Source organism: Verrucomicrobiota bacterium, assembly GCA_016871495.1.
Taxonomy (GTDB): Bacteria; Verrucomicrobiota; Verrucomicrobiia; order Limisphaerales; family VHDF01; genus VHDF01.
Window position 1 is genome coordinate 1 of record VHDF01000031.1, and the last position, 24745, is coordinate 24745.

Sequence of the window (24745 nt, forward strand, 5' to 3'; positions counted from 1 at the left end):
CAGTGGAAGTCCGGCTTTTTCAATCCCATGAGCCCCCGCAAAGGGAGACAACATCCGCAACTCGGGGAGCGAGGGAAAGCCGGGGCCCAAAGCAGGCTGTGCCGCCGGATCAACCGGGGCATGGTTGAGGGAAGCGTAAAGCGCCCTGCCGGCCTGGGGCAACGCTGCTTCTGAAATGGGTTCCAATCTCCTCATGGTTTTGTTGTCAGACTATGAATGGAACCGCTCATCACCTGAAAGAAAAGATTTGCCTCCGCAGAGCCACAGAACAAAATCGAGCCAGGAATTCACCAACATTCCCACAAGGACTCAATCTCATCCCAATCCCTATGGGAAACCCGAAATCTCCGAAGGAAGAACCTCCCAAAACACCCGGGCCCGAAGGTTACGTCAGCGAGTTGGACAGGACACGAGCCGAAGAAAATATTTCAAACTTTCTCACCACCAAGTTTGAGGGGGAGGTCAAAAACGTTTTTCAAGGCGCCTCTAAAGCGCTCGCCCAGCGCCACCTCGATAGTGTGCTCAACTATCGCAGCGTCTATCTGACCGAAACCCTCCTGAATCGTTTGAAAACGGACCTGCCGGAATTGATGGATCGTTCCGCGCTGGCGGTGACTAATTCCTTGGCTCACTTGGTGGCTGCTTCCGGGCTCAAGGACGAGGATCGCAAGGCCATCGTGCAACTTGGAAGTCAGATGCAAAGTTTGAAAACCAAGCTGGAGGAACTGCGCATTCCGACGGCGCATGGGGACGGCGCGCTGTCCACGAAAGACAGGCTTCTGGGGGAGCAAATCCACTCGGAACTGGTCAACCTGGAAAGGCAGCTCAAAGCCAAATCCATCGACCCCGCCGCGTGGGGCCAAATCGCACAAGCAGCGAGCCAGGCCGTTCAGCAAACCGCCTTCAACGTTCAAAAAATCATCACCGTCGCCATCGAGGCTTCTCGCGGGAACGATAACACCAGCCCGAAATACGCCTACCCCCCCCTGATCAGCCGGAGCGAAATCGCGCCCCGGTCAAGAGTTGCTCGATGAAGTTCGTCGAGTAAACACCACGCCGGAAGTTCGGGTCCTGAAGGACCGCCTGCTCGAACGGAATCGTGGTCTTGATCCCCGTGACCATGTATTCCTCCAAGGCCCGGCTCATGCGATCCATCGCTTCGCGCCGGTCCTTCCCATACGTGATCAATTTGCCGATCATCGAGTCGTAATACGGAGGAATGGTGTAGCCCGCGTAGGCATGGCTGTCTAACCGCACACCGCGCCCCCCCGGAGCGTAGTACATCTCAATTCGCCCGGGACTCGGTCGAAAATCGTCGAAGGGATCCTCGGCGTTGATGCGGCATTCGATGGAGTGCCCCTTGAACTCGACGTCATTCTGGGAAATCTTCAGCGGCTCCCCCATGGCGATCAGGATCTGCTGCCGCACCAGATCGACGCCGGTGACCTCCTCCGTGATCGGGTGCTCGACCTGAATCCGCTTGTTGACCTCAAGGAAGTAGAACTGGCCCGCCTCGTCCACAATGAACTCGACCGTGCCGGCGTTCGTATAGTGGGCCACCTCAGCAATTTTGATCGCTGCTTTGCCCATCTTCTTCCGCAGATCCTTAAATCTCCCCTCGATCAATGGAGAGGGTGTCTCCTCAATCAATTTCTGATTCCGCCGCTGAATCGAACAATCCCGTTCGCCCAAATGGATGATGTTCCCCTTCTGGTCGCCCAGAATCTGGAATTCAATGTGGTGCGGATTCTCAATGAACTTTTCGATGTAAACTCCGGAATTGCCGAATGCCTTCTCCGCCTCAGATCTCGCCGTGTGATAACCCTTCACCAGAGAAATGTCATTGTGAGCAATCCGCATCCCCCTGCCCCCACCACCCGCCACCGCCTTGACCATGACCGGATATCCGATCCGCTTGGCCGCCGTCAGCGCATCTTGCTCGTTTTCCACCAATCCTTCCGAGCCTGGCGGACATGGCACGCCAGCCTTCTTGGCCAGATTCCGACTGATCGCTTTGTCCTCCAACGCGTTCATGGACCTCGAACTCGGGCCGATGAAGCGGATGTTGCAGCTCTCACACACATCCGCGAAATGCGCGTTTTCTGAAAAAAAACCATAGCCGGGATGGATCGCATCCACATCGGCAATCTCAGCCGCGCTAATCAAGCGGTCGATGCGCAAGTAGCTGTCGCTCGAAGGGGCTTTACCGATACAGATCGCTTCATCGGCCATCTGCACATGCATCGAATTGACATCGGCTTCGGAATAGACGGCAACGGTCCGGATGCTCAACTCCTTGCAAGCTCTGATGATTCGCACCGCGATCTCGCCGCGATTAGCGACTAGGATTTTTTCAAACATGGATCGGGTGAGAGAAAGTTCGCTCGGGGGACCTTTTGAGTCGTTTCAGCGTTGATACCTTGATCCGCGTCTATTTCGGACGAACCTTGAAGAGAGGTTGGCCGAACTCAACCGGTTTGGCGTTCTCAACCAGGACTTCAACGATAACCCCCTTCACCTCAGCCTTGATCTCATTCATGACCTTCATGGCCTCAATGATACAGACAACGCTTTCCGGCCCCACCTCGGAACCGATCTCCACATAGTTAGGCGAATCAGGAGAAGCCGCAGCGTAGAATGTTCCAATCATCGGGGACTTAATGTCGATCGTCCCTGCATGGACGTCGTCCACCGGCAACGCGGCGGGGACAGCACCGGAAGGGGTGGATCCAGATCCAGTGGGCAGGTGCTGAGGAGGCGGGACCTCTGCTAACATCGTCGGGATCGCAACACCCCCCCCCCCGCGCTTCAACTTTATCTTGAAATCCTGACGCTCCAACTCGAACTCTGAAATCGAGTTCTTCTTCATCAGGTCGATGATCGCCTTAATATCTCGAAGGTCCACAGATTGTTTTCCGACAGTTATGAAACGCTGCCACACAGGCTTCCTAACATCCTTCAGAAGCAAAAAAGCAGCGATCCTGTGGACCCTGCCTTTTGTCATCCGCGAAGCTTGAGAAAAGACTACCGACCCAACCCATTGAGGTCAAGACCCAACCTAGCCAAAGCATCATCGTGAAGTTCGATTCGAATGGAATCTTGCGAATTCATTTCTTCTTTAACATTAAAGCTGCAGAAAGTCCGAGCAAGTAAGAATGAGCCCCAAACCCCGCGATCACACCGGCACAAACGGCCGAAATCATCGAATGATGCCGGAAGGATTCACGGGAATAAACATTTGAAAGATGGACCTCAATCGTCGGCACACCCGCCCCGGATAGAGCATCGCGAAGAGCAATGCTGGTATGAGTGTAAGCTCCGGCGTTAACGATATAAAAATCCGCATCTTTTCGAAATTCCTGAACCCAATCAATTAATTCCCCCTCTGAATTCGTTTGCCGAAAGATCAATTCGACCCCGAACTTTTCGCATTGCGACCGGAGCATCGATTCGATTTCAGTCAGAGTCACAGACCCGTATATGCCTGGCTCCCGAGTTCCTAGGAGATTAAGATTGGGTCCGTTCAGTACCGCGATTTTCATGAGCTTCAACCTTTCCTTCTACCTCGTTTCGACCTGAACCTGAGCTTGAGCATGCCCGTCGGCCATCAATCCGCCCAGCCAAAAAAATGCCAGCCATATCAATGCCGGAATATACAAACCGAATTCCACGGTGGACTGAACGCCAAAACCGACCAAGCCCAACCACGGCCAAAACCTCTGTTGACATCTAAAACTGTATCGATATAGCCAAAGCAAGGACCCTGGAAGAATCAAAACAAAAAGCAAGGCACCAACCCATCCTGAGTCGCTTGCTTGCTGAAGATAATCGTTATGGACCAGTCGCGCCATCTCAGATTCCGGACGTTTCACCTGAGCGTAAATCATGGAGAATGAACCAGGCCCCGTCCCCAGTCCAGGATGTGATTTCGCATTGTTCCAGGCCGCCGACCAATAGTCGAACCTTGCCCCCACACTGGTCGCCCCTCTGGCAAAGTATCCCTCATATCGCCACAGAAAAAAGCCCAACCCCACCCCACCAGCCAGCGCCAGCATCGACCATCTTTTCCAATTATTCTCCGAATAACGCCAGCCCACCAGCCCAATCACTCCCAAAGCAATTAACCAACCCGCTTTGGATCCCGACCAAATCAGACAAGCGCCCCCGCCATAAATCAGCGCTCCTAAGCCGACTAAGCCCATCATCCGGCGACGATCTTTGAGCATTTCCCAAGTAAACGCCCCCAACACCGGCAATAAAAGGAGGATGGCCCCCGCCAGCGCGTTGGGATAAACAAGGGTCGAGAAAATACGATCGCTCTGGATCTTTTTGATGAATTCCGGCGGAAATTCCCGCTCCCAGTTCGGGTGTTCCTTAAAAAAGTGCTCACGGCTCGCAGCCAACCCTCCGAAGTGTTGGTCCATGCCAATCCAAAGCACATAGCCGAAACCCAACAACATCGGCACCATCATACCCGCTCGAACCTCCTGAAATCCCAACAGGCAGTATCCCAAGTAATACATGCCCACCGCGATTCCGAAATGGATAAGGGTCGACCTCGACATGGCGGGGTCCACACTTCCGGCCGAAGCCAGCGCTTGCCAGAGGAGCCATCCCAATGGCATCCAGGCCAGGCCTCGTGGCACGCGCAAATGCTTAAACCGCAGGAAGCAGACGACCGCTACCAAACCCAGAAAAGGAAAGTAAGCCCAACGCGCCGGCCAGGGTTGGAATAAGACACCCTCCAAGTCACGCGGCACCTCCACCATCTTGTCTAGGACGACGGGATTGCCGAATTTCAGCAAAGCCAAGCCCAAAAAAACACCAGTGAGAACCGATGCCCACCCCACCGATGGCTCCGGCATCCGCAAACTCGATGACCCCTCGGCTTGTTCGCCTTGACGCGCGTGGGATTTCTTCATGAGGCCCTACAGCTTCAGTTTCAACAATCCCACCTCGATCGCCAAAGATTCCTGGACGTTCGACCCCAAGTGCCGTTGCAACCGTTCCCAAATGAAAAGGTTTTCAGCGGCTTGCTCTTCCTGGAGTCGCGACCCGACACGGCAAGTCCATCCTTCCCATTCACGAAAATGAAAGCCGACTTCGTGAAACCCACCGCTGACGAGCCAGACGTCTCTCAACCACCACTCCATTTGCCGCAGCAGGCGTCCCCGTTCCCACTGGTACTCGGACTCCACCGCCGCCTCGAGTTCAGTTTCCCACTGTTCCCTTGTCTCGGGATCGACTTCGTCGTAGCGCTCCAAAGGACTGTCCTGGGCCATGGACTTCTCCAGGCTGCTCCGAATTTCTCCGAGTTTCTCGAGGAACACTCCCAGCAATCGATATCGGCCAAGCAGCCCGCCTTTTCCCTCCGCCGCCATCTCAACAAAGCGTTGCAGCCAAAGATTGTCCTCGGGTTCCGAACCCGCCCGATCGTTCGGACTGAGGCGGACACGCACGCAGCGGGATCGAATCGTATCGAGGAGACGTTGGGGTTCGCTGGTCAGCAACAGGATGACGGAGGAAACCGGTGGCTCTTCCAGGGTTTTGAGGAAAGCATTCGCCGCTTGTGGATTCATGCGGTCCGCCCCCGAAATCACGGTGCACCGAACCTTGCCTTCCACCGGTTTCATCAAAATGGAGTGCATCACCTCCCGCATCTGCTCGATCCTGATCACCCTTGTTTTCGACTCAGGCCGAACCCACTGGATATCGGTGTGCAGCCTCGCTTCGACGCGTCGGCAGGACTCGCAACGATCACAAGCATCCGGCCCCTCTTCGTGCTGCCGTGGGTTGTGGCAATTGAGGGTCTGGCAGAGCGCTGTGGCGACGCTTTCCAGGGAAACCCGGTCGTCCCCCTCCAACAACACACCATGCGCAAGCCTTCCGGCACCAAGGCTGCGCCGAAGCAGCGCCGAAGCCCAAGTTTGGCCAGGGATGGAGGAAAAGGACACGCGGAGTGATTACCACCAAGCCAGCCCACGCTCCAAGCTTTTGCGAACTCGATGCCGAAGTCAGCGCGTCTGCGAGTTGTCGGTGAGACAGACTTCCGCGCGCCAACTGCGACGTTCGTGGGGCTTCAGTCATGCGCGGCCCCAACCCAAAGCATCGCCGGTCGGCATCCGGACGTCGAGGCGGCGCGAACGCGGCTCTCGGACCGGCTCCCTGGCAATGCACTGCGGCGCTTCCTTGTCCGCTTATAATTCCTCAGGTTTGCCCAGCCATTCCGCGACTCGACCCAACAATCGACCCGCGGCGCCTCCATCCAGCACCCGATGATCGAAACTGAGGGTTAACTCCGCTTCCGTGATCGGCACGAAGGCTTGGGTTTGCTCGCACCACGACGGGACTTTTCGCCCCGCTCCCAACCCCAGGACCAAGGTCTGCTCCGGCAACGGAATGGGAGTCGCCCACGTCAGGCCGAAGGTGCCAAAGTTCGTGATCGTCGCAATCGAGCCGCCCGTGCACTCGGCAGGTAATCGTCTCTCCCGGGCCTGCTCAAGCAGGGTTTGATAGGGAACCACGCATTCGGCCAGGGACCGCTTATCGACTCCACGCAATACCGGCACCAACACCCCGTCTTCCGCCTCCACCGCGAATCCAATGTCAATCGCACCGGGATGGACCAGAGTGTGGCCAACAAGTCTGCCCGCCACCCCGCTATTCTCCGCCAGGGCCAGGGCCAGGGCCCGTAAAGCATACAAAGCAGGACCCGGCTTGGGCTGCCTGCCTTGGCGATGCTTGAGCAACGGATCGATGCGGAACGGCAGTCCAACGGTGGCCAACGGCCGGGTCCAACTTCGGCGCATGGCATCAGCCACTGCAACCCTCATGCTGGAAGCGGGCGAGCTACGGAATTGGCCGATATTCCTGATAAAAGCTTCGAAATCCTCAATCGTCACCCGCCCATTGGCACCGCTCCCTGCAATGCCCGCCATGTCCGCCGCGTGAAGTCCTAGCTCTTCCATCCGCGCCCTCATCCTTGGCGACAGATAACTCGCTCCCCCCGCATGCGCGGGCACCGGCAGTCCGCGCACGGTCGGTTCGACCTGGGTGCGAGCAAGATCGTGGGCATCCGCATGGGGCAGTGGTGACGCCGGTCGGGAACCCAACGGAGCCACAAAGTCTTCCGCCACCTCGAGCGTGCCCAGTTGGGATCCCACTGGAAAACTCTGCCCGGGAGCAGCGGTGAAGCCGATCAATCGCCCGCGGGCAGGTGAAGTGACGGTCATGGTTGCTTTGCTGGTCTCCACCTCGATCAATTCCTGGCCCGCGACCACCTCGGCGCCAGACTCCACCAGAAAACGGAGCACGGTCGCTTCGGCGATGGATTCGCCCAGTTGAGGCATCGTGATGGGGGCGGTGGGCATTGGAGAGACGAAAGCTAAAGTTGAAGAAGCCGGCGGGCGGCGGCGGCAATAGATTCCGCGGTGGGTCGATGCGCCGTCCACAAGTCGGGATGAAAAGGCACCGGGGTATCTTTGGCATTCAACCGCTGGGGTGGAGCATCCAGGAGCTCGAAAGCCTCGCTGGCCACCCGAGCCACGACTTCCGCGGTCACGCCCCCCCACGGCCAGGCCTCGCCCACAGCCAAGAGCCGGCCTGTTCGGGCCACGGAGGCGATCATGGTATCGGTATCCAGGGGCTTCACGGTTCTCAAATCAACCACTTCGGCTTCCCAACCTTCCCGGGCAAGTGCAGCGGCGGCAGCCAAGGCCTCGTGAACCATCGCGCTATACGCCACGACCGTCACATCCCGTCCCGGTCTTGCGATTCTGGCTTTCCCCGAGGGCAGCGCCGCCGCCGGCAAAGCATCCGCTTTGAGATGATAATACAGGAACTTGTGCTCGCAGAAAACCACGGGATCTTCAATGGCCACCGCCTCAAGCAGCATGCTGTAGGCATCCTCCACGGTGGCGGGAGTCATCACGATTAACCCGGGGAAATGCGCGTAAAGGGCCTCCAACATCTGGCTGTGAAACGGCCCGCTTCCCGCGGTTCCCCCGCACGGCAAACGGAACGTGACCGGGCAAGGCACCTGGGTGCGCCAGTGCAGGGTGGCCGCTTGATTGACGATCTGATTCAACCCGACCGTCGAAAAATCCGCAAATTGCATCTCCACGATCGGACGCTGTCCCTCAATCGCCGCGCCAATGGCGGAACCCACCATGGCGTCTTCGCTGATCGGGGAGTCCAAAACGCGCCCCGGAAACTCCTTGATCAGATGGCGCGTCGCTTTGAAGGCGCCGCCAAACTCTCCCACATCCTGGCCATAGATATAAACGCGCGGGTCCGTGGCCAGGGCCTTTCGTTGCGCTTCCCGAATCGCGTCCAGGTAGGTCAGGCTCATCCCAGAGGTTGCAAGTAAACCTGAGAAAGATGTTTTGAAGCCAGGGCGCACCAATCTTCACGGTAGGGGTCGGGTCCAGGCTCGCGGCTGGCCTCCTCCACCGCCTTCTCCACTTGCGCCTCGGCTTCCCGCCTCCAATTCCGTATTTCATGCTCGAACGCCCAGCCCTGGCGGGCCAGGAAATCCTGGGCCACTTGCAAGCAATCGCGCCCGAGCGGGCTCGCCTTCAAGGGTTCCTCGATGTAACCGGCGTCGTCGTGCTCCCCATGGCCGCACAGGCGCAAGAGCCGGGCGATCACCATCTGGGGCCCTCGGCCCCGGCGAGCCTCCTCCACCGCGTGGCCCACCCCTTTCAAGCAATCACTCAAATCGGTGCCATCGACGGTGGTGCCCTGAACACCATAGCCGCTCGCACGTTCAAGCAAGTCGGCACAAGCAAACTGGCGGGACGTAGGCGTTGAATAAGCATATTGGTTGTTGGCCACAACCAGCACCAAAGGAAGCTTCTCCACCGCGGCCTGGTTGATGGCCTCGTGAAAAGAACCGGTCGAAGTGGCTCCCTCCCCCACGCTCGCCGCGCCAACCGCCATTCGATCCCCCTTCATGCGCCGGGCCATGAGCGCTCCATTGACCACGGAAATCATCGCTCCCAGATGGCTGATCATGGCCAGCAGGCCTTCTCGCGGCCGGCCCCGATGAACGTTCCCATCCCGACCCTGCATCGGACCCAGGGCGGAACCGAGATGCGTCCGCACCACATCCAACACCGGTTCGCCAAACGCCAACCGCCCGGCTAAATCGCGGATCAAAGGGCCGAAGACATCGCCCTTCCGCAGGGATAGCCCCAAGGAAGCGCTCAAGGCTTCCTGCCCTTTGCCAAGAAAAACGCCTCCGTAGATCTTGCCCGCCCGATACAAACTGGCCATGCGCCCGTCCAGCACACGGGCCAGCAGCATCCAGCGAAAGGCTTGGCAATATCGCGCACTCGCCTCGCTGGTCTGAACAGGCTCTGAACCCGCGAGCCCCGTCGTGGGAGGGGTGTCACTCGATTGGAACACAACCAACATCTATCGCTTGGGCCGCCTGAACTGCAACGGTTCTTTTGCCGAATTCCACTCCGAGGTGGGTTCCTAACCCGCCTATTTCACACTCGACAAGGTTGGGAAACGTCCCCCATCGAGTTCCCGCAATGCGGGTTAGACCAAACCGCGCCCCCCGTTCAACAAACTGATCCCACTCCCACTCCACGCCCTGTTGGAAGAGATTCTTCGTCGGAGCACGCCTCAAGGATACGCTTTCTTTCAATCAGGGCGCGGTTTCCCGAGCCCGGAAATTCCCAGGCGCCAGACAAGTATGAAATTTCCGGGCTGAAGGTGTCGCCCCATCCTCAGCCACACGGTTTAACGGTCCCGCCCAAGCCACGCACGAACGAGATCAACCCTTCTCGATCTACGGCGTCGCGCCCGGCAGGTGGCGCACGTACAGGCCAAAAAGCTCATGATCTTTGGCCTTGCTCTCCATCCACTCTCTCAAGGACTCCACCTCGCTTGCCCGGAGCCGTCCGCGAGCATTGGTGGCGATTTGCACCGCCAAAGCCGGATCGGTCGATTGGATGAGCTTTTTGACTTCGCCCAGGACGGGGCTCACCCGGCCCAGGCGCGCCAAAGCTTCCTCCCGGGGCGACGCGTACCGCCCGTCCCCATCGGCATCCAAATAAATCGGGTTGGTCGCGGCCAGGGTATAGTTCTCGTAGGTCTTCCATCCCGGGTGAGTGACGCCATCGCCGATCACCACGAAGACAAGATGGCTGTCGTAATCGCGAGCGCGGATCCGAAACGAGAATTCTCGGTCCAGCGCGTTTCCAGGCTGCGCAATGATGGATTGCTCGGACACCATCACTCCGTTCAAAAAAGCTTTCACCCGCCTCGGCGCGATCCAACCGGGCGCCGCCACCCTCACGCTCGCCGTGATGTTCCCTCCCCTCACGGGTGCCAGCGAACCCATGCCAAAACGGCCATAAACTCGAGCCTCGACAAAAATCCCCAGACTCACGGATACGGTCCCCTTGAGAAAAGCCTGGCACGCTTCATCCACGTCAATCCGCGCAGGATCGTCCGTGGAACTGGGAACATACGTCCTGCCTTGGCCCGCGGGATCCTCCACGGAATGCGTGTCCGAAGAGCCCACCGCCGTAATGCGTTCGCCGCGATTCAGCAAGGCAAACCAGTCCGTGAAGAGGTACATCGGGTCCTTTTGCAAGGCTGTCGAATTGACCAGCTCCATCGCGTCAAAGGGAAAAACCTGGCCTTGGGCGCGATCTCCTGAACTTCGATTCATGCCCGCCTTGGTGAAGGGATTTCGCGGCATGTCCGGCCACCGCGGGTGGTTGAGTATGACGACCTTGGCGCCCTTGGCGCGGATGCCTTCGACGAGCTTAACCCAATTGGTCTCTTTCCAAACGGGCACGCTTCCCATGGGATCCATCGGGAATGCGTTAAAATGACCGTTGTCCGAGGTCACTTCGTTCCCTGTGACCGAAGTGAAAAAAACGTTCAGCGAAAGCTTGCTCTGGTAGGGACGATAATCGACGTGATGATTGTGATCGGTGGCAATGGCGAGTTCCACCCCTTCCCCCGCCAAACCCACCACGCGCTCGGCCAACGTGGCATTGCCATGCCCGCTCACTTCATACGTGTGCAGGTGCGTGTCACAGGCGACATAACCTGGAGTCTGAACCTCCCGGATCAACCGCAAATCCACCTCCGGAACGGGCGACTCTCCTCCGCCCACCAGGACCACCTGCTCCGCACGGCTCCATTCCATGCCCCGCATGGCGGAGACCCGATAGGTGCCCGCGGAAAGTTCCAGCTTCGTCTCCGCGCCACGCGTGTAGATCAATCCTTTCCGAACCGCCCGATCCTGCCCCTCGCAATAATACAGATCCGCCTCCTCGCCTTGCATGGACACAACGTGGATCCGGGCCGGCAAAGGAAGCCCCGATCCATCTTCCCTCACCCTGATTTTCAGCGGATGCAACTGGCGGTGGGTTCTCAAGGATTTCGGAATCCACTCGATGAGGCCCACCGCAATGTCATCCGTGGCGTTGTCAGGATGAATGGAGAGCTCATTGCGTCCGGAGCGCACGGCCTCCTTGGGAACGGCGTAATAGGCCACTCTCTCCGCAGTCTGGCGGTAGAGTTGGGCGATCTCGCGGCCGTTAAGACGGATCCGCCAGACGCCGTGGATATCTCGTTGCTTGAGTCGCAAGGTGCTTTCAACGGGATCCGAGATCTCGAAGAGTGCCAGAAGGTTGGTCCCTTGCGGTTTGGGCTGAACGCCGGGCCAGTTGTTCTCCACGCTGTCCCCCAAATGCAGATAGTTGGTCAGGATCGGAAGGGCCGCGTGCCCGCTCGACGCGACCAGCCAGAGGAACATCACTCTCAAGACCCACTGAGAAACTGGATCAGGCCCAAAACACAGGCGAATGCGGGAGGATGGCATAACGCCTTTCTCGTACTCGACAAGCCCCTGAACTACAAGCCTTCGGATGCGGACGAGGCTCATTCCACAAGCGGCTCCTTGATCACCGGGCCGGACGCGAAGGAAGCCTCACGGATCAAAAGCCCGCCCGCCTCGCTCCCGAGATTTTGACCGGTACGTCCCGATGTTGCCGGTGATGCAGGTAGGGCGCGTCCGTCCCGGCGCGCCGCCGGAGCATGATGTTTTGCATCCCGTGGGCGGCGGGCTGGGACAGGCCCGCCCTACCAACAACATCAGGATACACGAGATTTTGGCGTGAATTCTATTGCATCGTTGCCCGGGGCTATTAGATTTCTTGGCTCGACGGACGAACTTTGAGAAATCCTGAGTGAAAGCTGAACTTTGCCGACAAGCCCTTGAGAAAGTGGGCAATCCCAACATTCTCATCAATTTAATCTCGCGCCGCGTGCGCCAGTTGACCGGAGCTTCGGGCTCCAACACCCGGCCATTGATCACGGAAACCGCCGGCCTGGGCGCCGCGGATATCGCCCTGGTCGAGCTGGTTGACGCGAAGATGAGCTGGGAAGCGATCGTCGAGCCCGAAGGCAAGGAAACCCCGGCCAAGCGTCGCCGGCGTTCCTAAAGAGGTTCAGACCACGAGTTTCGCCCAGCCAGAAGGCTCGTCCTTCTGGCTGGATTTGTTGATGGCCGAGATTCTGACCAACTCCAAGGCCCGGCGCGACTATCACATCCTCGAAACTTACGAGGCCGGGATCGTGCTCCACGGCACCGAAGTCAAATCCCTCCGGGCCGGGCGAGGCCAGATCGCGGACGCGTTTGCCCGAGTGGAAAAGGACGAGGTTTGGCTGCATCACGCGCACATTGACGAATACGATTTTGGCAACCAACAAAACCACAAGCCGAAGGCGCCTCGCAAACTCCTCCTCCATCATTCCGAGATCCGCAAACTGGCGGATGCCGCCCAGGTGAAGGGCAACGCCCTGGTGCCTCTGGCCTTTTATTGGAAGAACGGACGCGTCAAGGTCCAACTCGCGGTCGGACAAGGCAAGGCCTCCTTCGACAAGCGCGAGGACTTGAAACGCAAAGACGCAGAAAGAGAAATGAAACGCGCGACGCAGTCAGCTTTGAAGGGACGTTCCCCGCGCGGCGCCTGATCCCGAGTCCAGGGACGATTGCACCTGGCTGGGGATTGTGCTCGCGGCGCTATGCGATCCGGGGCAGCATCGATTCCATGCATGTTCCTTCCTTGCTCCGCTTGTCCTGCGTCCTGGTCTTGGGATTGTGCCTGGCCGTGGAAACCGGCGCGGCCTCCTTCCTTGAACGATTGGGCGTCAAACGAGGAGCCCAGGCCGTCTCCCTTGCCGAACTTACCGAGGAACAAGCCGTCTCGGGATTACGCGAAGCTCTCGCTCGCGGGGCCCAGCACGCGGTCACTCATCTGGGTCGTCCGGACGGTTTTCTCAAGGACGCGTTGGTGCGCATTCCCGTGCCCGAGCGTCTGCAAACGGTCGAGCGAGGATTGCGGCTGGCGGGGACAAGGAGCCATGGTGGACGAATTTCTGACGACGATGAATCGTGCCGCGGAACAAGCTGTTCCTGAGGCGGCGGCGGTGCTCGCCGATGCGGTGCGTCAACTCACGCTCTCGGAAGCCAAGGCGATTCTCCGAGGCACGAACTCAGCCGCCACGGACTATTTTCGCCGATCCTCCGAGACCAACCTGCACGCTCGTTTTCTTCCCCTGGTGAAGAAGGCCACGGAATCCGCGGGGGTGACAGGCGCCTACAAGCAATTGATCGGGCGCGCGGGAATCGCTGGAGGCGCGACCCGGGGCGGATTGACCGCGGGACTGTTCCGTCAGGACGACCTGGATCTCGATGCCTACGTCACCCGCAAGGCCACGGACGGGCTTTTCGTCAAAATCGCCGAAGAGGAAAAGAGACTGCGAGAGAATCCGGCATCCAGATCGACGGACTTGCTCCGCAAAGTTTTTGGAGCCGTGCCCTGAACGAGGGAGGCTTGGAAACGAAGAAGGCGCCCTTGGGGGGCGCCTTGTCGCGAGAAAAATGCAGGATGACGTTGGCCTTACTTGCTGCCGAGGATCGCGTCCTTGGCGGCCTTGGCAAAACGGAACTTCAAGACTCGTTTCGCGGGCACTTTGATCTTCTGGCCGGCTTTGGGCCCGAAGCGCATGATCATTTCGCGGGCGGGACGGTTCGCGAGCACCACTTTGCCAATGCCCGGGATCACAAAGCTGTTCTTGGCGTTCTTGTAGGCCAACTCGGAAAGAGTCTGCAGGACCGTGGACGCCTGTTTTTTGGAGATTTCAGCCTTGTCGGCGATGGTCGCCGCGATTTGAGATTTGGTGAGTTGTTTTGCCATATGGGAATATTGATTGGTTAAACGTTGGATAACTGACTGCTAACTCGGGCGTATTAAACCGCGCCTCAACGCCCGCGCAAGGAGAAAATCGTCAGAATTTCCACGGAAATTCGCACATTTTTGTTCGCGGGCGAAATCAGCTCCACGGCGAAGTCACCCGCGGCGAAAATACCGGGTCACTTTCCGCACGCCCCGAGCGATCGCCCGCACGTCCTCTTCCGTCATTCCTTCATGCAAACCCACGCGAACACCAGTGGCCAGAATCCGCTCGGCCTCGGGTGTCTGCACGCGAGTGTAATCCATGGACGTAAGACCCATTTCGCGGATCGGCCAGCGCCCCGCGAAGAAGCCGTGTTTTTGGAACACCGGATTGCGATGGAGCGGGACGGGAATATAACCCGCCGAGACGGGTAGTCCTTCCGACACCATCGCTTGCACGAGTTCCGCCCGGCTGGCTCGCATCGACTCGAGACTGACGCGGAAAAAATAAAACCAGAAAACGCACCGATCGTCCTGGCGCACTTCGTGGGGCATGACACCGGGTATTTCCGACAGAAGCTCGCTCAGTAACCGGCCCAACCTGGATCGCGTTTCGGCGATGGCTTCCAGCCGGAGGAGTTGGGCCGAGGCCAGAGCCGACTGCGCTTCCGTGATGCGATAATTAGGCGCCATGAACTCGAAAAGCCCGCCTTGAATCCGGTCGAATCCCTTATCCCCGAACAACTGCAACCGCGAACCGAATCTCGCCTCAGAAGCGGCGACCACGCCGCCATCGCCGCTGGTAATGTGTTTGCTGTTTTGCAAAGAGAAGCAGGCCAGATGTCCCGCCTGCCCGATGGGCTGGCCCGCGTGGCGCGCTCCCCACGCCTGGGCGCAATCCTCGATCAACACCAGCTGATGATCGTCCGTGATCTTTCGCAGCCGGGCCATGTCGCAGGGATTCCCGCAGAGATGGACCGCGATCACGGCCTTTGTTCGAGGGGTGATTTTCTTCTCCACCTCCGCCGGGTCGAGGTTGTAGGTGGAAGGCTGGAGATCCGCGAAAACCGGCACGCCTTGTTGATAAATCACACCGATGACCGTGCCCATGTCGGTGATGGGAGAGGTAATCACCTCATCCCCGGGTCCAATCCCCGCCGCGGCGACGGCGATATGAATCGCTGCGGTGCCTGAGGAGCAGGGCATCACATGGGAGTGGGGGCAGACTTGGCGGAACCGTTCGATGAACAATTGGGTTTGGGGCCCTTTCCAGTAGAACAAGGAATCCTGCCGCACGAGCTCTTGGAGCTGCCGTGCCTCCGGTTCACCCCAGCGGGGCCCGGCTCGCCGCGGATGCGGCCAGGCTTTGGGCCCGCCGTGCAGGGCCAAGGCTTCATCTGCAAAATCGGCGGCTCCGGTTTGCGCTTGCAGAGAGGCGCCGCCGACCAGCAGAGCGGACGCTGCCATGAAGGAACGCCGGTCAAGATTTCGATCCGCGGAAGATTTCGATTTCATGGAGAGGCTCGGTCTTGATTCTTTGTACGGCGTCCGATTGCGAAAAGCAATAGAACCGCTGAGCCCGGTCTTCCGGTGCATCCCGATGTTGCCGGTGATGCAGGTAGGGCGCGTCCGTCTCGGCGCGCCGCCGGAGCATGATGTTTTGCATCCAGTGGGCGGCGGGCTGGGACAGGCCCGCCCTACCAACAACATCGGGATACACGGCCGGTCTTCCGCCGGGTCGTGGGTGAGGCACGCTGCAGCGACGGAGCGCGACGTTGACGTCGCATCCGGGTGTGTCTTCGAAAGGCATGGCAAGTTCAAGGAGCGAGGGTGATGCCGGAGGAAAGTCTCACCCCGTTGGCGGGCCACGGATCGGGAGGTGATCGCTGGGGGCGGGTTTGCGCGCGCGGAAGCGCCGTGAACGGCGCGCCCCGGCGACTTGCGGATGCTCCACCCGTCGTCTTTTGCGGGCAATTGGCTTGACCGGAGGGGTTTGCGCGGACTTTACTGGCTGGCGGTGTTCAGTACCGTCCATGTTCGCACAACTTAAAGGCCTGTTTTCCAACGATATCGGAATCGATCTCGGGACGGCCAATTCACTGGTGTACGTCCGGGATCAGGGGATCGTGTTGCGCGAGCCTTCGGTGGTCGCCATTGAGGCGGGGACAACGAATGTGCTGGCGGTGGGGGAGGAGGCGAAGCGCATGCTGGGCCGCACCCCGGGCAACATCGTGGCCATTCGCCCCATGAAGGATGGGGTCATCGCCGACTTCGAGATCACGGAGTCGATGTTGAGGCATTTCATTCAAAAAGTTCACAATCGGAAATTGATCGCTCCGCGCGTGGTGGTGGCCGTTCCCTCGGGCATCACTGAGGTCGAAAAGCGCGCGGTGAAAGATTCGGCCACGCACGCAGGGGCGCGCGAGGTCTACCTGATTGAACAGCCCATGGCCTCGGCCATTGGCGTCGGCCTGCCGGTGCATGAACCGGCGGGCAACATGATCGTCGATATCGGCGGTGGAACCTGCGAGATCGCCATTATTTCCCTGGCGGGCATCGTATTCAGCCGCTCTCTCCGCGTCGGCGGGGACGAATTTGACGAGACGATCGTGGCGCACCTTAAGCGCGCGCACAATTTGATGATCGGCGAACGCACCGCCGAAGAAATCAAGATCCGCGTCGGATCCGCTTATCCCCTCGAACAGGAACTGACCTTGGAAGTCAAAGGCCGCGACTTGAGCGCGGGCTTGCCCAAGACGATCACCATCCGTTCCGAGGAGGTTCGCGAGGCTCTCAAAGAGCCGCTGCAGAGCATTTTGGAATCCATTCGCATTACCCTGGAACGTTGTCCCCCCGAACTTTCCGCCGATTTGGTGGATCGGGGCATCGTCATGGCCGGAGGCGGCGCCTTGTTGCGAGGCATCGACCGGCTTGTCGCCCAGGAAACGGGTTTGCCGGTTCATATTGCCGAAGATCCGTTGACCGCCGTGGCCGAAGGGACCGGGCGTGTGCTCCAAGAATTGCAGTTCCTGAAGCGGGTCACTTCTTCGAGCACCCGCGGGTAGCGGCGTGACGTTCGCCTGGCTGTCCGCTGGGACAGCTGAAGGTGACGATGTTCAAAAGACCGGCTTATTTGCTCTGCGCCGCCGCGATGTTGCTCGCGGTCGTGCTGCTTTGCGTCCCCACCCGCGCCTCGGCCCGGCTCAAACTGGTTCTTCGCGGACTCTTTGTCCCCTTTTTTGGGATCGGCACCCTGGTGGACACCGGCGCGGATCGAGCCTCCCTCGCGTTGCTGCCGCGGCGCTACCTCATCGAGCAGCACGCCAAGTTGCAGCGGGAACACGAGCGGATGGCCGCGTCATTCTCCCGCTTGGAGGAACTGGAGCGGGAGAACCGCATGCTCCGCGAAGCGATGAACTGGAGGCAAAAATCGGGAGGCAATCTCAAGCTCGCACGGGTGGTGGGGCGGGATCCCGCCAACTGGTGGTGCATGATCCATATCGACATGGGGCAGAGGCACGGCGTGCAGGCGAATTACCCCGTGTTGACGCAGGAAGGTTTGGTGGGGCGCGTCGCGGACGCGGGGGAGTTTCAGTCGCGAGTCATCATGATTGGCGACCCCAATTGCCAGGTGTCGGCCTGGGTCGTGGAGGCGGGGACGAACACGGGAATGATTCAGGGCGGGGCCGGTTCGGGGACGGATGGATCCTGGGCGGACTTGGTTTATTTGCCAAACGACCCGGCCTTAAAGACTGGCATGCGTGTGGTGACCAGCGGCATGGGGCAGGTCTTCCCCAGGGGAATACCGATCGGGCGCATCATGGAACTTCGGAGCGTCGGACACGGTCTTTACCTGGAGGCGAAAGTGAAACTGGGACTTGACTTGAACGCGTTAACGGAGGTTTTTGTTTTGGCGCCATGAACGCAACCAAAGCCCAGGCGGTATTGTTGCTGGCGGCCGCCGCCGCGTGCGTTTATGTGCAGACCGTGTTTCCCTGGGGACGGCGGTTGACGGGAGTGCAACCGGATCTTCTGCCGCTGGTGATGGTTTACGCAGCGCTGTTGGGGGACGCGGGATTGGTGGCCTGTCTCGCGGTGACGGGAGGATTGATGTTCGATTCCCTTTCGATGAATCCACTGGGAACCAGCGTGTTGTCCCTGCTCGTGGTGGGGCTCGGCGTCCACTCCTTGCGCGATGTGCTGATGCGGGAGGCGCTCCATGCGAAGTGTTTGTTGGGAGCTTTGGCCTCCACGGCCTCCGCGCTGACGGGTTTGATCGCGTTAATGATGTCGGGGCAACGGCCGGTGCTGGGGTGGGACTTGGCTCGCGCGGTGGCCGGCCAGGGGATGTGGGGGGCGGTGTTGGCGCCGGCAGTGTTTTGGTTGCTGGGCCGGCTGGACCGTGCGTTCAACCATCCCCGAATCTCGCCGGGTTCGTTCAGGCCAGATCGTGAAATCAAGAGGGGGAGGAACTAGGTTCATGCTGGTGCTCGACCAATTGAGAAAATCGGACGTGCCCATGAGGAATGTGGCGGCAGTCGTTTTTCTCGGCTTGATCGTCCTGCTCGGCGGACTTTGGTACGTGCAGATCTACCAGGGCCATCGTTACCAGGCGAGCCACGAAAATCAGGCCATTCGCACGGTCCGGCTGCCTTCCATTCGCGGGCGGATTTTGGACCGCAACGGCATTGCGCTGGCGGAGAACCGTCCGAATTTTGTCATCAATCTGTATTTGGACGGATTGCGGAAGGATTTCAGCTCGAACTATGCGAGGCTCGACAAGTCATGGCGCGCCAACCATGGAGGCAAGAAGCCCGCCGCCAAGGAGGCGGCGGAGATGAGCCGTCAGGCGCGCTGGCTGTCCGCCAGCAACCAAGTCCATGTGTTGTCAGGATTGTTACAGCTTCCCTCGACCCTCGACGAAAAACGATTTGTTGCTCATTACGAGAAGCGCCGAGCTTATCCGCTGGCGGTGTTTCATCATTTGAGCCGGGAGCATGTCGCCCGCTTTTTGGAACAAGGAGCGAAATTTCCCGGGTTGGATCTGGAGATTCAACCCGAGCGCCATTATCCCTACGGAACCCTGGCGGCTCACGTCCTGGGCCATCTGCGGCGGGAGATGGAATGGGAGGATGAGGACGAGGACGGCTTCGACTACCGGCTGCCGGACTATCGAGGGGAGGTTGGAATTGAAGGCGCCTTTGATCGCGAGTTGAAGGGGCGGCCGGGGGTCAAGAGCATCGTGATCAACAACGTGCTCTATCGGCATTCGGAGGCTGTTTTGCAGGCGCCGAGCCCGGGTTTGGATGCTCATTTGACCCTCGATTGGGGCATTCAGCAAGCCGCGGAGGCGGCACTGCAAGGCGCAGGTCCGCAAACGCGGGGAGCGGTGGTGGTCATGGACGTGCGGACAGGGGACCTGCTGGCGCTGGTCTCGGCCCCCGCTTACGAGCCCGGTGCGTTTGTGCTGGGCATCAGCACCGAGGAATGGGAGAGGCTGGACGATCCCATACTGAAACCGCAGATCAACCGCGCGACCTACGGGGCTTATCAGCCAGGATCGGTCTTTAAGATTGTGTCGGGCCTGGCCGCGTTGGAAGCGGCGTCCATGACTCCCGATACTCTGGTGACCAATCCCGGTTATTTCATGCTGGGGCGCCGGAGGATCGACGACCTGGCGCCGGCCGGAGTGTATGATTTCCGGAAGGCTTTCATCAAATCCAGCAACACGTATTTCATTACGTTTGGCTTGAAGTGCGGGCTCGACCGTCTGCTGTCCTTGGGGCACCAGTTTCACTTCGGCGAGAAAACGGGCATTCCGCTGATGCAGGAGGTTCAAGGGGATTTTCCCCAGTACGAGGAAGTGCTGGGGCAATGGTCGCAAGGCAATGTGGCGAACGTGTGCATTGGCCAGGAGATTACGGTGACGCCCCTCCAGGTCGCCGTGATGGTTGCCGCCATCGCGAACGGCGGAACCGTGTTTTGGCCGAGGCTGGTGCAGAAGTTTACCGCGCCGGAAGGATCGGTGGACGCGGAGGGATTGTCGTTTGAGCGCGGCAGAGTGCGTTCGCAATTGAAGATTGCACCGGAGCATTGGGCGGCCTTGCAGGAGGCGATGCGAGCGGACGTGGGGGACAAGGAGGGCACGGGCACGGCGGCCGAAGTTCCGGGCATGGAAGTGTGCGGAAAAACGGGCACCGCACAAATCACCCAAGGACGGAAAGTCATCGATCACAGCACCTGGTTCGCCTCCTTCGCACCTTATTCGAGTCCGCGCTATGCCGTGGTGGTGCTGGTGGAAAGCGGTAGCTCGGGTGGTGGAACCTGCGGACCGGTGGCTCGAAAGATTTACCAGGCCATTCAGAAGCGGGAACAGCGGGCGGGCGGAAGGATGACGGCATCCCGGGATCCGGCACACCAGGATTAGGCGCGCATGTACGAGTCTCACCTCAAAACGAAGCATCCGCAGGTGGAGTGGCGGGTGGTGGGAGCGGCTCTGGCGCTCATGGTCATCGGGGCGTTGTCCATTTACAGCGCGACGTGGCCCGGCGAGTCAGCCCATCACGTGGCGTTTTACCGCCAGCGCGTGGTGACGCAACTGTTATACTACGGGGTGGGCTTGGGACTGGGCGTGGCCTTATGTTTGATCGACTATCATGTGTTTTCTCGATGGTCGCTGGTGGGTTATTGGGCGGCCATTCTTTGCCTGGTCGCGGTGCTGGTTCCCTTCATTGGAAAAAAAGTTTACGGCGCGCGGCGATGGATCGATTTGGGGGTTTTCCAGTTTCAACCCTCTGAGTTCGCGAAGCTGGCCTTCATTTTTGCCCAGGCCAATTTCCTCAGCCGGCCCTTGGAGGAATTACGGCAGCCTTGGGTTTTCATGAAAGCCATCGGCCTCACGGTGCTCCCGTTCCTGCTCATTTTGAAGGAGCCGGATCTGGGGTCCGCTCTCGTGTTGCTGCCGGTTAGCCTGGCGATGATTTACGTGGCGGGAGCCCCGCCCAAGTATCTGGTCCGGTTGGTGGCGGGGACCGGACTGGTGGTCGGGCTGATTCTGGTGGACATCCTGTTCATGCCGCCGAAATGGCAGATCAAGCTGGCGGACTATCAGCGTCATCGCCTGTTGGTGTATTTTGGAAGGGATTTTGCGCCCAAGGGAGCGCCGCCCGAGGAAAAACGCCGGGCTCGAGAGTTGGAGCGGGAAAAGTCTTACAACGTGGAACAAGCGCTGATCTCCGTCGGCTCGGGAGGGTTCGTGGGCAAGGGCTGGAAGCAAGGCACTCAAAACGCCTTGGGTTATCTGCCGAGGGGAGTGGCGCACAACGATTTCATTTTCTCCGTGATTGCCGAGGAGCGAGGTTTTGTCGGCAGCCTGATCGTGCTGGGTTTGTACGCAACGGTTTTGTTCACGGGAATCCAAATCGCCGGGCAGGCGCGGGACCGTCTGGGACGGCTGCTTGCGACAGGCGTCGTGGCCTTACTCTTCAGCCACGTTTTCATCAATGTAGGTATGAATATTCGACTCATGCCAGTGACCGGCATCCCGCTCCCGCTGCTGAGCCATGGCGGCTCGTCGGTGGTGTGCTCCCTCGTGGCGATGGCGGTCTTGCAGAATGTGTACTTGTACCGAAGACATTATTAACTTATGAGCGAACGCAACTTTTCACGCAAACGCCGCAGTCAGCGATTCCGCCCCCCCGGGGGCATGGCCCCCAAAGCCGAGGCTTCCGCCGAGGCCCGTGTCCAAGCCCAATCGACCGCACCCGCGGACGAGGTGGTCTTCGACCGCCGCCGGCATGAACGCGAGATTGAGCGGGCGGAAAACAAGGCGGCCGGCCTGCCCGAGACCGCGGAACAACCGGGGGTTGTCGCGGAGGGGTCCTACCCACCGAGGGACCGCCATGCCTATCGCGAACCCAACCTCGAAGTGCCCGAGGATGCCTCGGAGGCGCTGGAGTCTCGAGGACAAGAGACTGCCCCCGAGCAGCCTTTCGAGCCGGTGCCCGTCCGAGGAAACGCCTCCGGCATCGTGGAGACCCTCCGTGCGGCCGCGCAGAAGGTGATGAAAAAGGTGCAGCGCCTGATGAAGCCGCAGCGCAAAGTGCATAAGGAGGTCATCATCAACGCGGAATCTCTCGAGACGCGAGTGGCGGTGATCGAGGACGGCAAACTCGAAGACTTCACCATCGAGCGCACGACCGAGGAACGGCTTGTCGGCAGCATCTTCAAGGGCAAAGTGAAGAATCTGGAGGACGGGTTGAAGGCGGCCTTCGTCGATATCGGGTTTGAGAAGAACGCCTTTCTTCACTATTGGGACATCGTCCCGAACAATTTCGACAGCGGTGTTGAAGTGGTCGAGCGTAAAACGAAAAAGCGGGAAAAGCCCCGCATCACTCAAAAGGACATTCCCCGGCTTTATCCTCCCGGCACGGACATTATTGTGCAGGTCACCAAGGGTGCCATTGGGACGAAGGGGCCCCGGGTGACGACGAACCTAGCTCTGCCAGGGCGGTTTCTGGTGTTGTTGCCGAATTCCGATCAAAGCGGCATTTCGAGGAAAATTGAGCATCACGAGGAACGCCAGCGCCTCAAGAAAATCGTGCGCAGTCTGACCATCCCCGAGGGCATGGGGGTGATTATTCGGACCGCCGGAGAGGGCCAGCAGGCCCGGTATTTCGTCCGGGATCTGGCGCTGCTCCTGGAGGAATGGCGGGAAATTCAGGAGAAGATCAGCCAGCAACCCTCGGCGACCTGCGTGTTCCAGGAGCCCGATTTGATCGAGAGAACCGTGCGGGATTTCTTGACCGAGGACGTGGAGCGCATCGTGGTGGACAGCTCGGCCCAGCATGATCGCATCCGGTCCATCATTGCCAAGATTTCGCCCCGGTCCGGGAGCAAGATCAAACTGTACAACGATTCACAGCCGGTGTTTGACCGATTTGGCATTTCCCGCCAGCTCGAATCAGCCTTCTCGAGGCAGGTGCATCTCAAGAGCGGAGGCTACATTGTGGTGGACGAGACCGAGGCCCTGGTGGCCATCGACGTCAACACGGGCAGGCACAAAGGTGGCAAAGACCCGGAATCGACCATCCTGAAAGTCAACATCGAAGCCGCGGAAGAAATCTGCCGCCAGTTGCGGTTGCGGAACATGGGCGGGTTGATCGTGCTGGACTTCATCGACATGAAGCACCGGCGAGATCAGCAATCCGTGTTTCAAAAGATGCGGGAGGGACTCCGCCGCGACAAGGCCAAGACTCATCTTCTCCCGATCTCCCAACTGGGATTGTTGGAAATGACCCGGCAACGCCACACCGAAAGTGTGCGCGCCGCGGTTTACGACGACTGCCCGTACTGCAAAGGCAAGGGAAAGGTCAAGAGCACCATCACGATGAGCGTGGAAATCCAGCGCAAGCTGGGAGAGATCCTCAAGAAACGACATCGGGACGAATCCGACTTCCAGCTTCGCATCGTGGTGAATCCCTCCGTCCTCGAACGATTGCGCACGGAAGACGAAAAGTTGCTGATCGAGATGGAGAAGCGCTATTTCGGGAAGCTCTCGTTCCGCGGGGATCCTTCGTTCCACGCCGAGCAGTTCAAGATCGTCAACGTCTCCAGCGGAGAGGAACTGGCCTCCGTAGGGGGCTGAGAGGCGCTGCTCACCCGGCGGGAACAGTGAACATCATGACCCCGTGGTAGGGGGTGGCATTGCCCGGCTCGTAGTAGGAGTCCAAGGCCGTTTGCCATTCCACGGCAGGATGGCGCACGGTCCTGGCAGTGACCCGATAGAAGTAAACGCCAGGCTTGAGGTGCATGGGGAGCAGATACTGAGGCTCAGTCAGACCTTCCCGTTTGACGACCAGCGAGGATTCGGTGAATCGCGGGCTATTCGCCAACTCGAAGTCATAGCGCACCTCAGCGCCCTCGAGGTGAACGGCGCGATCCCAGAAAAACGCCCAACCTTCATCGACCTTTTCCGGAGTGCCCTGGAAGAAAGGCATCGGCCATTGGAGCGCCTCCAGGTACTCGGCCTGCCGGGCCGCGATGACGGTCTCCAGGCGCCGGTATTCGGTCTCCCAGGCGGCACGACGAGCCTCGGCTCCTTCGACGCCGACCAAAGACAAGAACTCCTCGTCAGGCGGGACGAAGAGTTCCCTGGCCGCGAGGTCATGGTAACTCTCAAGCAGGGTTCCAACTCGGGCGGGCGTAAAGGTCTCCGCCGCGAGTTTCCGAACCGCGGAAGTCAATTGAGCGCGTGTGGCGGGATCCTCGATGATCCTACGATGAAGGGGGATACTCCACCAGTTCGCCACCCCCCGGGTCCATCGAGGGCGTGGACCCGCGGCGGCGAGCTGGTCCGGCTGTCCATAGAAGTCGAACGCCCCGTCGTAATCCCAAGGCAGGAACTACCAAGTCGAGCTGCCACGCGGACTGTAGAGCAGGAAGTTCTGGCTGACGGTATCGACGTTTTCCAGGAGGATGTTGGCGGCGAGCCATTGGAAATAATTGGAAGGCTCGAAATGCTTTTCCAGCAATCG

Annotated in this window: 25 protein-coding genes; 12 read left to right on the top strand and 13 right to left on the bottom strand. The window is 59.4% G+C overall.

The window, feature by feature from the left end; translation table 11 throughout:
- Positions 1–329: 329 nt before the first annotated feature.
- The gene (locus FJ404_08890) at positions 330–1034 is read left to right on the top strand and encodes a hypothetical protein (protein ID MBM3822984.1); all 705 of its coding nucleotides are present in this window, start codon (positions 330–332) and stop codon (positions 1032–1034) included.
- Here the strand turns inward: FJ404_08890 and accC are convergent.
- The 9 genes from accC to FJ404_08935 all read right to left on the bottom strand — a co-directional run bounded on the left by accC (position 991) and on the right by FJ404_08935 (position 11851).
- Positions 991–2361 carry an acetyl-CoA carboxylase biotin carboxylase subunit gene (gene accC, locus FJ404_08895; GenBank protein MBM3822985.1) on the bottom strand — a complete coding sequence of 457 codons (1371 nt, stop codon included), beginning with the start codon at positions 2359–2361 and terminating at the stop codon, positions 991–993. The genes FJ404_08890 and accC overlap by 44 nt on opposite strands.
- Before the next feature lie 70 nt (positions 2362–2431).
- Entirely contained in the window at positions 2432–3004 is a 573-nt protein-coding gene (gene accB, locus FJ404_08900; protein MBM3822986.1) for an acetyl-CoA carboxylase biotin carboxyl carrier protein, read from the bottom strand.
- A 103-nt stretch (positions 3005–3107) separates the two neighbouring features.
- Positions 3108–3542, bottom strand: a complete 435-nt coding sequence (gene aroQ / locus FJ404_08905; protein MBM3822987.1) for a type II 3-dehydroquinate dehydratase — start codon at positions 3540–3542, stop codon at positions 3108–3110.
- A gap of 18 nt (positions 3543–3560) precedes the next feature.
- Positions 3561–4922: an O-antigen ligase family protein gene (locus FJ404_08910; protein ID MBM3822988.1), complete on the bottom strand. Its 1362-nt coding sequence runs from the start codon at positions 4920–4922 to the stop codon at positions 3561–3563.
- Positions 4923–4928: 6 nt separating this feature from the next.
- A complete protein-coding gene (locus FJ404_08915; protein MBM3822989.1) occupies positions 4929–5954 on the bottom strand; it encodes a hypothetical protein in 1026 nt (341 codons plus the stop codon).
- A 243-nt stretch (positions 5955–6197) separates the two neighbouring features.
- Positions 6198–7370 carry a 2-oxo acid dehydrogenase subunit E2 gene (locus FJ404_08920; protein MBM3822990.1) on the bottom strand — a complete coding sequence of 391 codons (1173 nt, stop codon included), beginning with the start codon at positions 7368–7370 and terminating at the stop codon, positions 6198–6200.
- A gap of 14 nt (positions 7371–7384) precedes the next feature.
- Positions 7385–8350, bottom strand: coding sequence for an alpha-ketoacid dehydrogenase subunit beta (locus FJ404_08925; protein MBM3822991.1), 966 nt, complete (start codon positions 8348–8350; stop codon positions 7385–7387).
- Positions 8347–9306 (bottom strand): thiamine pyrophosphate-dependent dehydrogenase E1 component subunit alpha, encoded by a 960-nt coding sequence (locus tag FJ404_08930; protein MBM3822992.1) that lies wholly within the window; start codon positions 9304–9306, stop codon positions 8347–8349. The genes FJ404_08925 and FJ404_08930 overlap by 4 nt, the downstream gene beginning before the upstream one ends.
- Before the next feature lie 493 nt (positions 9307–9799).
- A complete protein-coding gene (locus FJ404_08935; GenBank protein ID MBM3822993.1) occupies positions 9800–11851 on the bottom strand; it encodes a hypothetical protein in 2052 nt (683 codons plus the stop codon).
- Positions 11852–12218: 367 nt separating this feature from the next.
- Between FJ404_08935 and FJ404_08940 the strand changes: the two genes are divergently transcribed.
- From FJ404_08940 to FJ404_08955, 4 genes are all read left to right on the top strand, one after another.
- Positions 12219–12473, top strand: a complete 255-nt coding sequence (locus FJ404_08940; protein ID MBM3822994.1) for a DNA-directed RNA polymerase subunit omega — start codon at positions 12219–12221, stop codon at positions 12471–12473.
- A 61-nt stretch (positions 12474–12534) separates the two neighbouring features.
- The gene (gene smpB, locus FJ404_08945) at positions 12535–13005 is read left to right on the top strand and encodes an SsrA-binding protein SmpB (protein ID MBM3822995.1); all 471 of its coding nucleotides are present in this window, start codon (positions 12535–12537) and stop codon (positions 13003–13005) included.
- A gap of 77 nt (positions 13006–13082) precedes the next feature.
- Positions 13083–13451, top strand: a complete 369-nt coding sequence (locus FJ404_08950; protein MBM3822996.1) for a DUF4197 domain-containing protein — start codon at positions 13083–13085, stop codon at positions 13449–13451.
- On the top strand, positions 13396–13857 hold the full coding sequence (locus tag FJ404_08955; protein MBM3822997.1) for a DUF4197 domain-containing protein: 462 nt from the start codon (positions 13396–13398) through the stop codon (positions 13855–13857). Before FJ404_08950 ends, FJ404_08955 begins: the two co-directional genes overlap by 56 nt.
- 77 nt (positions 13858–13934) lie before the next feature.
- Here FJ404_08955 and FJ404_08960 read toward each other — a convergent pair whose 3' ends face one another.
- Positions 13935–14231 carry an HU family DNA-binding protein gene (locus FJ404_08960; GenBank protein MBM3822998.1) on the bottom strand — a complete coding sequence of 99 codons (297 nt, stop codon included), beginning with the start codon at positions 14229–14231 and terminating at the stop codon, positions 13935–13937.
- Positions 14232–14384: 153 nt separating this feature from the next.
- A complete protein-coding gene (locus FJ404_08965; GenBank protein MBM3822999.1) occupies positions 14385–15725 on the bottom strand; it encodes a DegT/DnrJ/EryC1/StrS family aminotransferase in 1341 nt (446 codons plus the stop codon).
- An 85-nt stretch (positions 15726–15810) separates the two neighbouring features.
- Here FJ404_08965 and FJ404_08970 point away from each other — a divergent pair, with 85 nt between their 5' ends.
- The 7 genes from FJ404_08970 to FJ404_09000 all read left to right on the top strand — a co-directional run bounded on the left by FJ404_08970 (position 15811) and on the right by FJ404_09000 (position 23856).
- On the top strand, positions 15811–16044 hold the full coding sequence (locus tag FJ404_08970; GenBank protein ID MBM3823000.1) for a hypothetical protein: 234 nt from the start codon (positions 15811–15813) through the stop codon (positions 16042–16044).
- A 199-nt stretch (positions 16045–16243) separates the two neighbouring features.
- Positions 16244–17275 (top strand): rod shape-determining protein, encoded by a 1032-nt coding sequence (locus FJ404_08975; GenBank protein ID MBM3823001.1) that lies wholly within the window; start codon positions 16244–16246, stop codon positions 17273–17275.
- Positions 17276–17322: 47 nt separating this feature from the next.
- The gene (mreC, locus tag FJ404_08980) at positions 17323–18132 is read left to right on the top strand and encodes a rod shape-determining protein MreC (GenBank protein MBM3823002.1); all 810 of its coding nucleotides are present in this window, start codon (positions 17323–17325) and stop codon (positions 18130–18132) included.
- Positions 18129–18686, top strand: coding sequence for a rod shape-determining protein MreD (mreD, locus tag FJ404_08985; protein MBM3823003.1), 558 nt, complete (start codon positions 18129–18131; stop codon positions 18684–18686). Before mreC ends, mreD begins: the two co-directional genes overlap by 4 nt.
- A 4-nt stretch (positions 18687–18690) precedes the next feature.
- On the top strand, positions 18691–20637 hold the full coding sequence (gene mrdA, locus FJ404_08990) for a penicillin-binding protein 2 (protein MBM3823004.1): 1947 nt from the start codon (positions 18691–18693) through the stop codon (positions 20635–20637).
- A gap of 6 nt (positions 20638–20643) precedes the next feature.
- On the top strand, positions 20644–21852 hold the full coding sequence (locus tag FJ404_08995) for a rod shape-determining protein RodA (GenBank protein ID MBM3823005.1): 1209 nt from the start codon (positions 20644–20646) through the stop codon (positions 21850–21852).
- 3 nt (positions 21853–21855) lie between these two features.
- Entirely contained in the window at positions 21856–23856 is a 2001-nt protein-coding gene (locus tag FJ404_09000) for an Rne/Rng family ribonuclease (GenBank protein MBM3823006.1), read from the top strand.
- Between the two features lie 10 nt (positions 23857–23866).
- Here FJ404_09000 and FJ404_09005 read toward each other — a convergent pair whose 3' ends face one another.
- Positions 23867–24610 (bottom strand): hypothetical protein, encoded by a 744-nt coding sequence (locus FJ404_09005; protein ID MBM3823007.1) that lies wholly within the window; start codon positions 24608–24610, stop codon positions 23867–23869.
- A 3-nt stretch (positions 24611–24613) separates the two neighbouring features.
- Positions 24614–24742 (bottom strand): hypothetical protein, encoded by a 129-nt coding sequence (locus FJ404_09010; GenBank protein ID MBM3823008.1) that lies wholly within the window; start codon positions 24740–24742, stop codon positions 24614–24616.
- Positions 24743–24745: the final 3 nt, after the last annotated feature.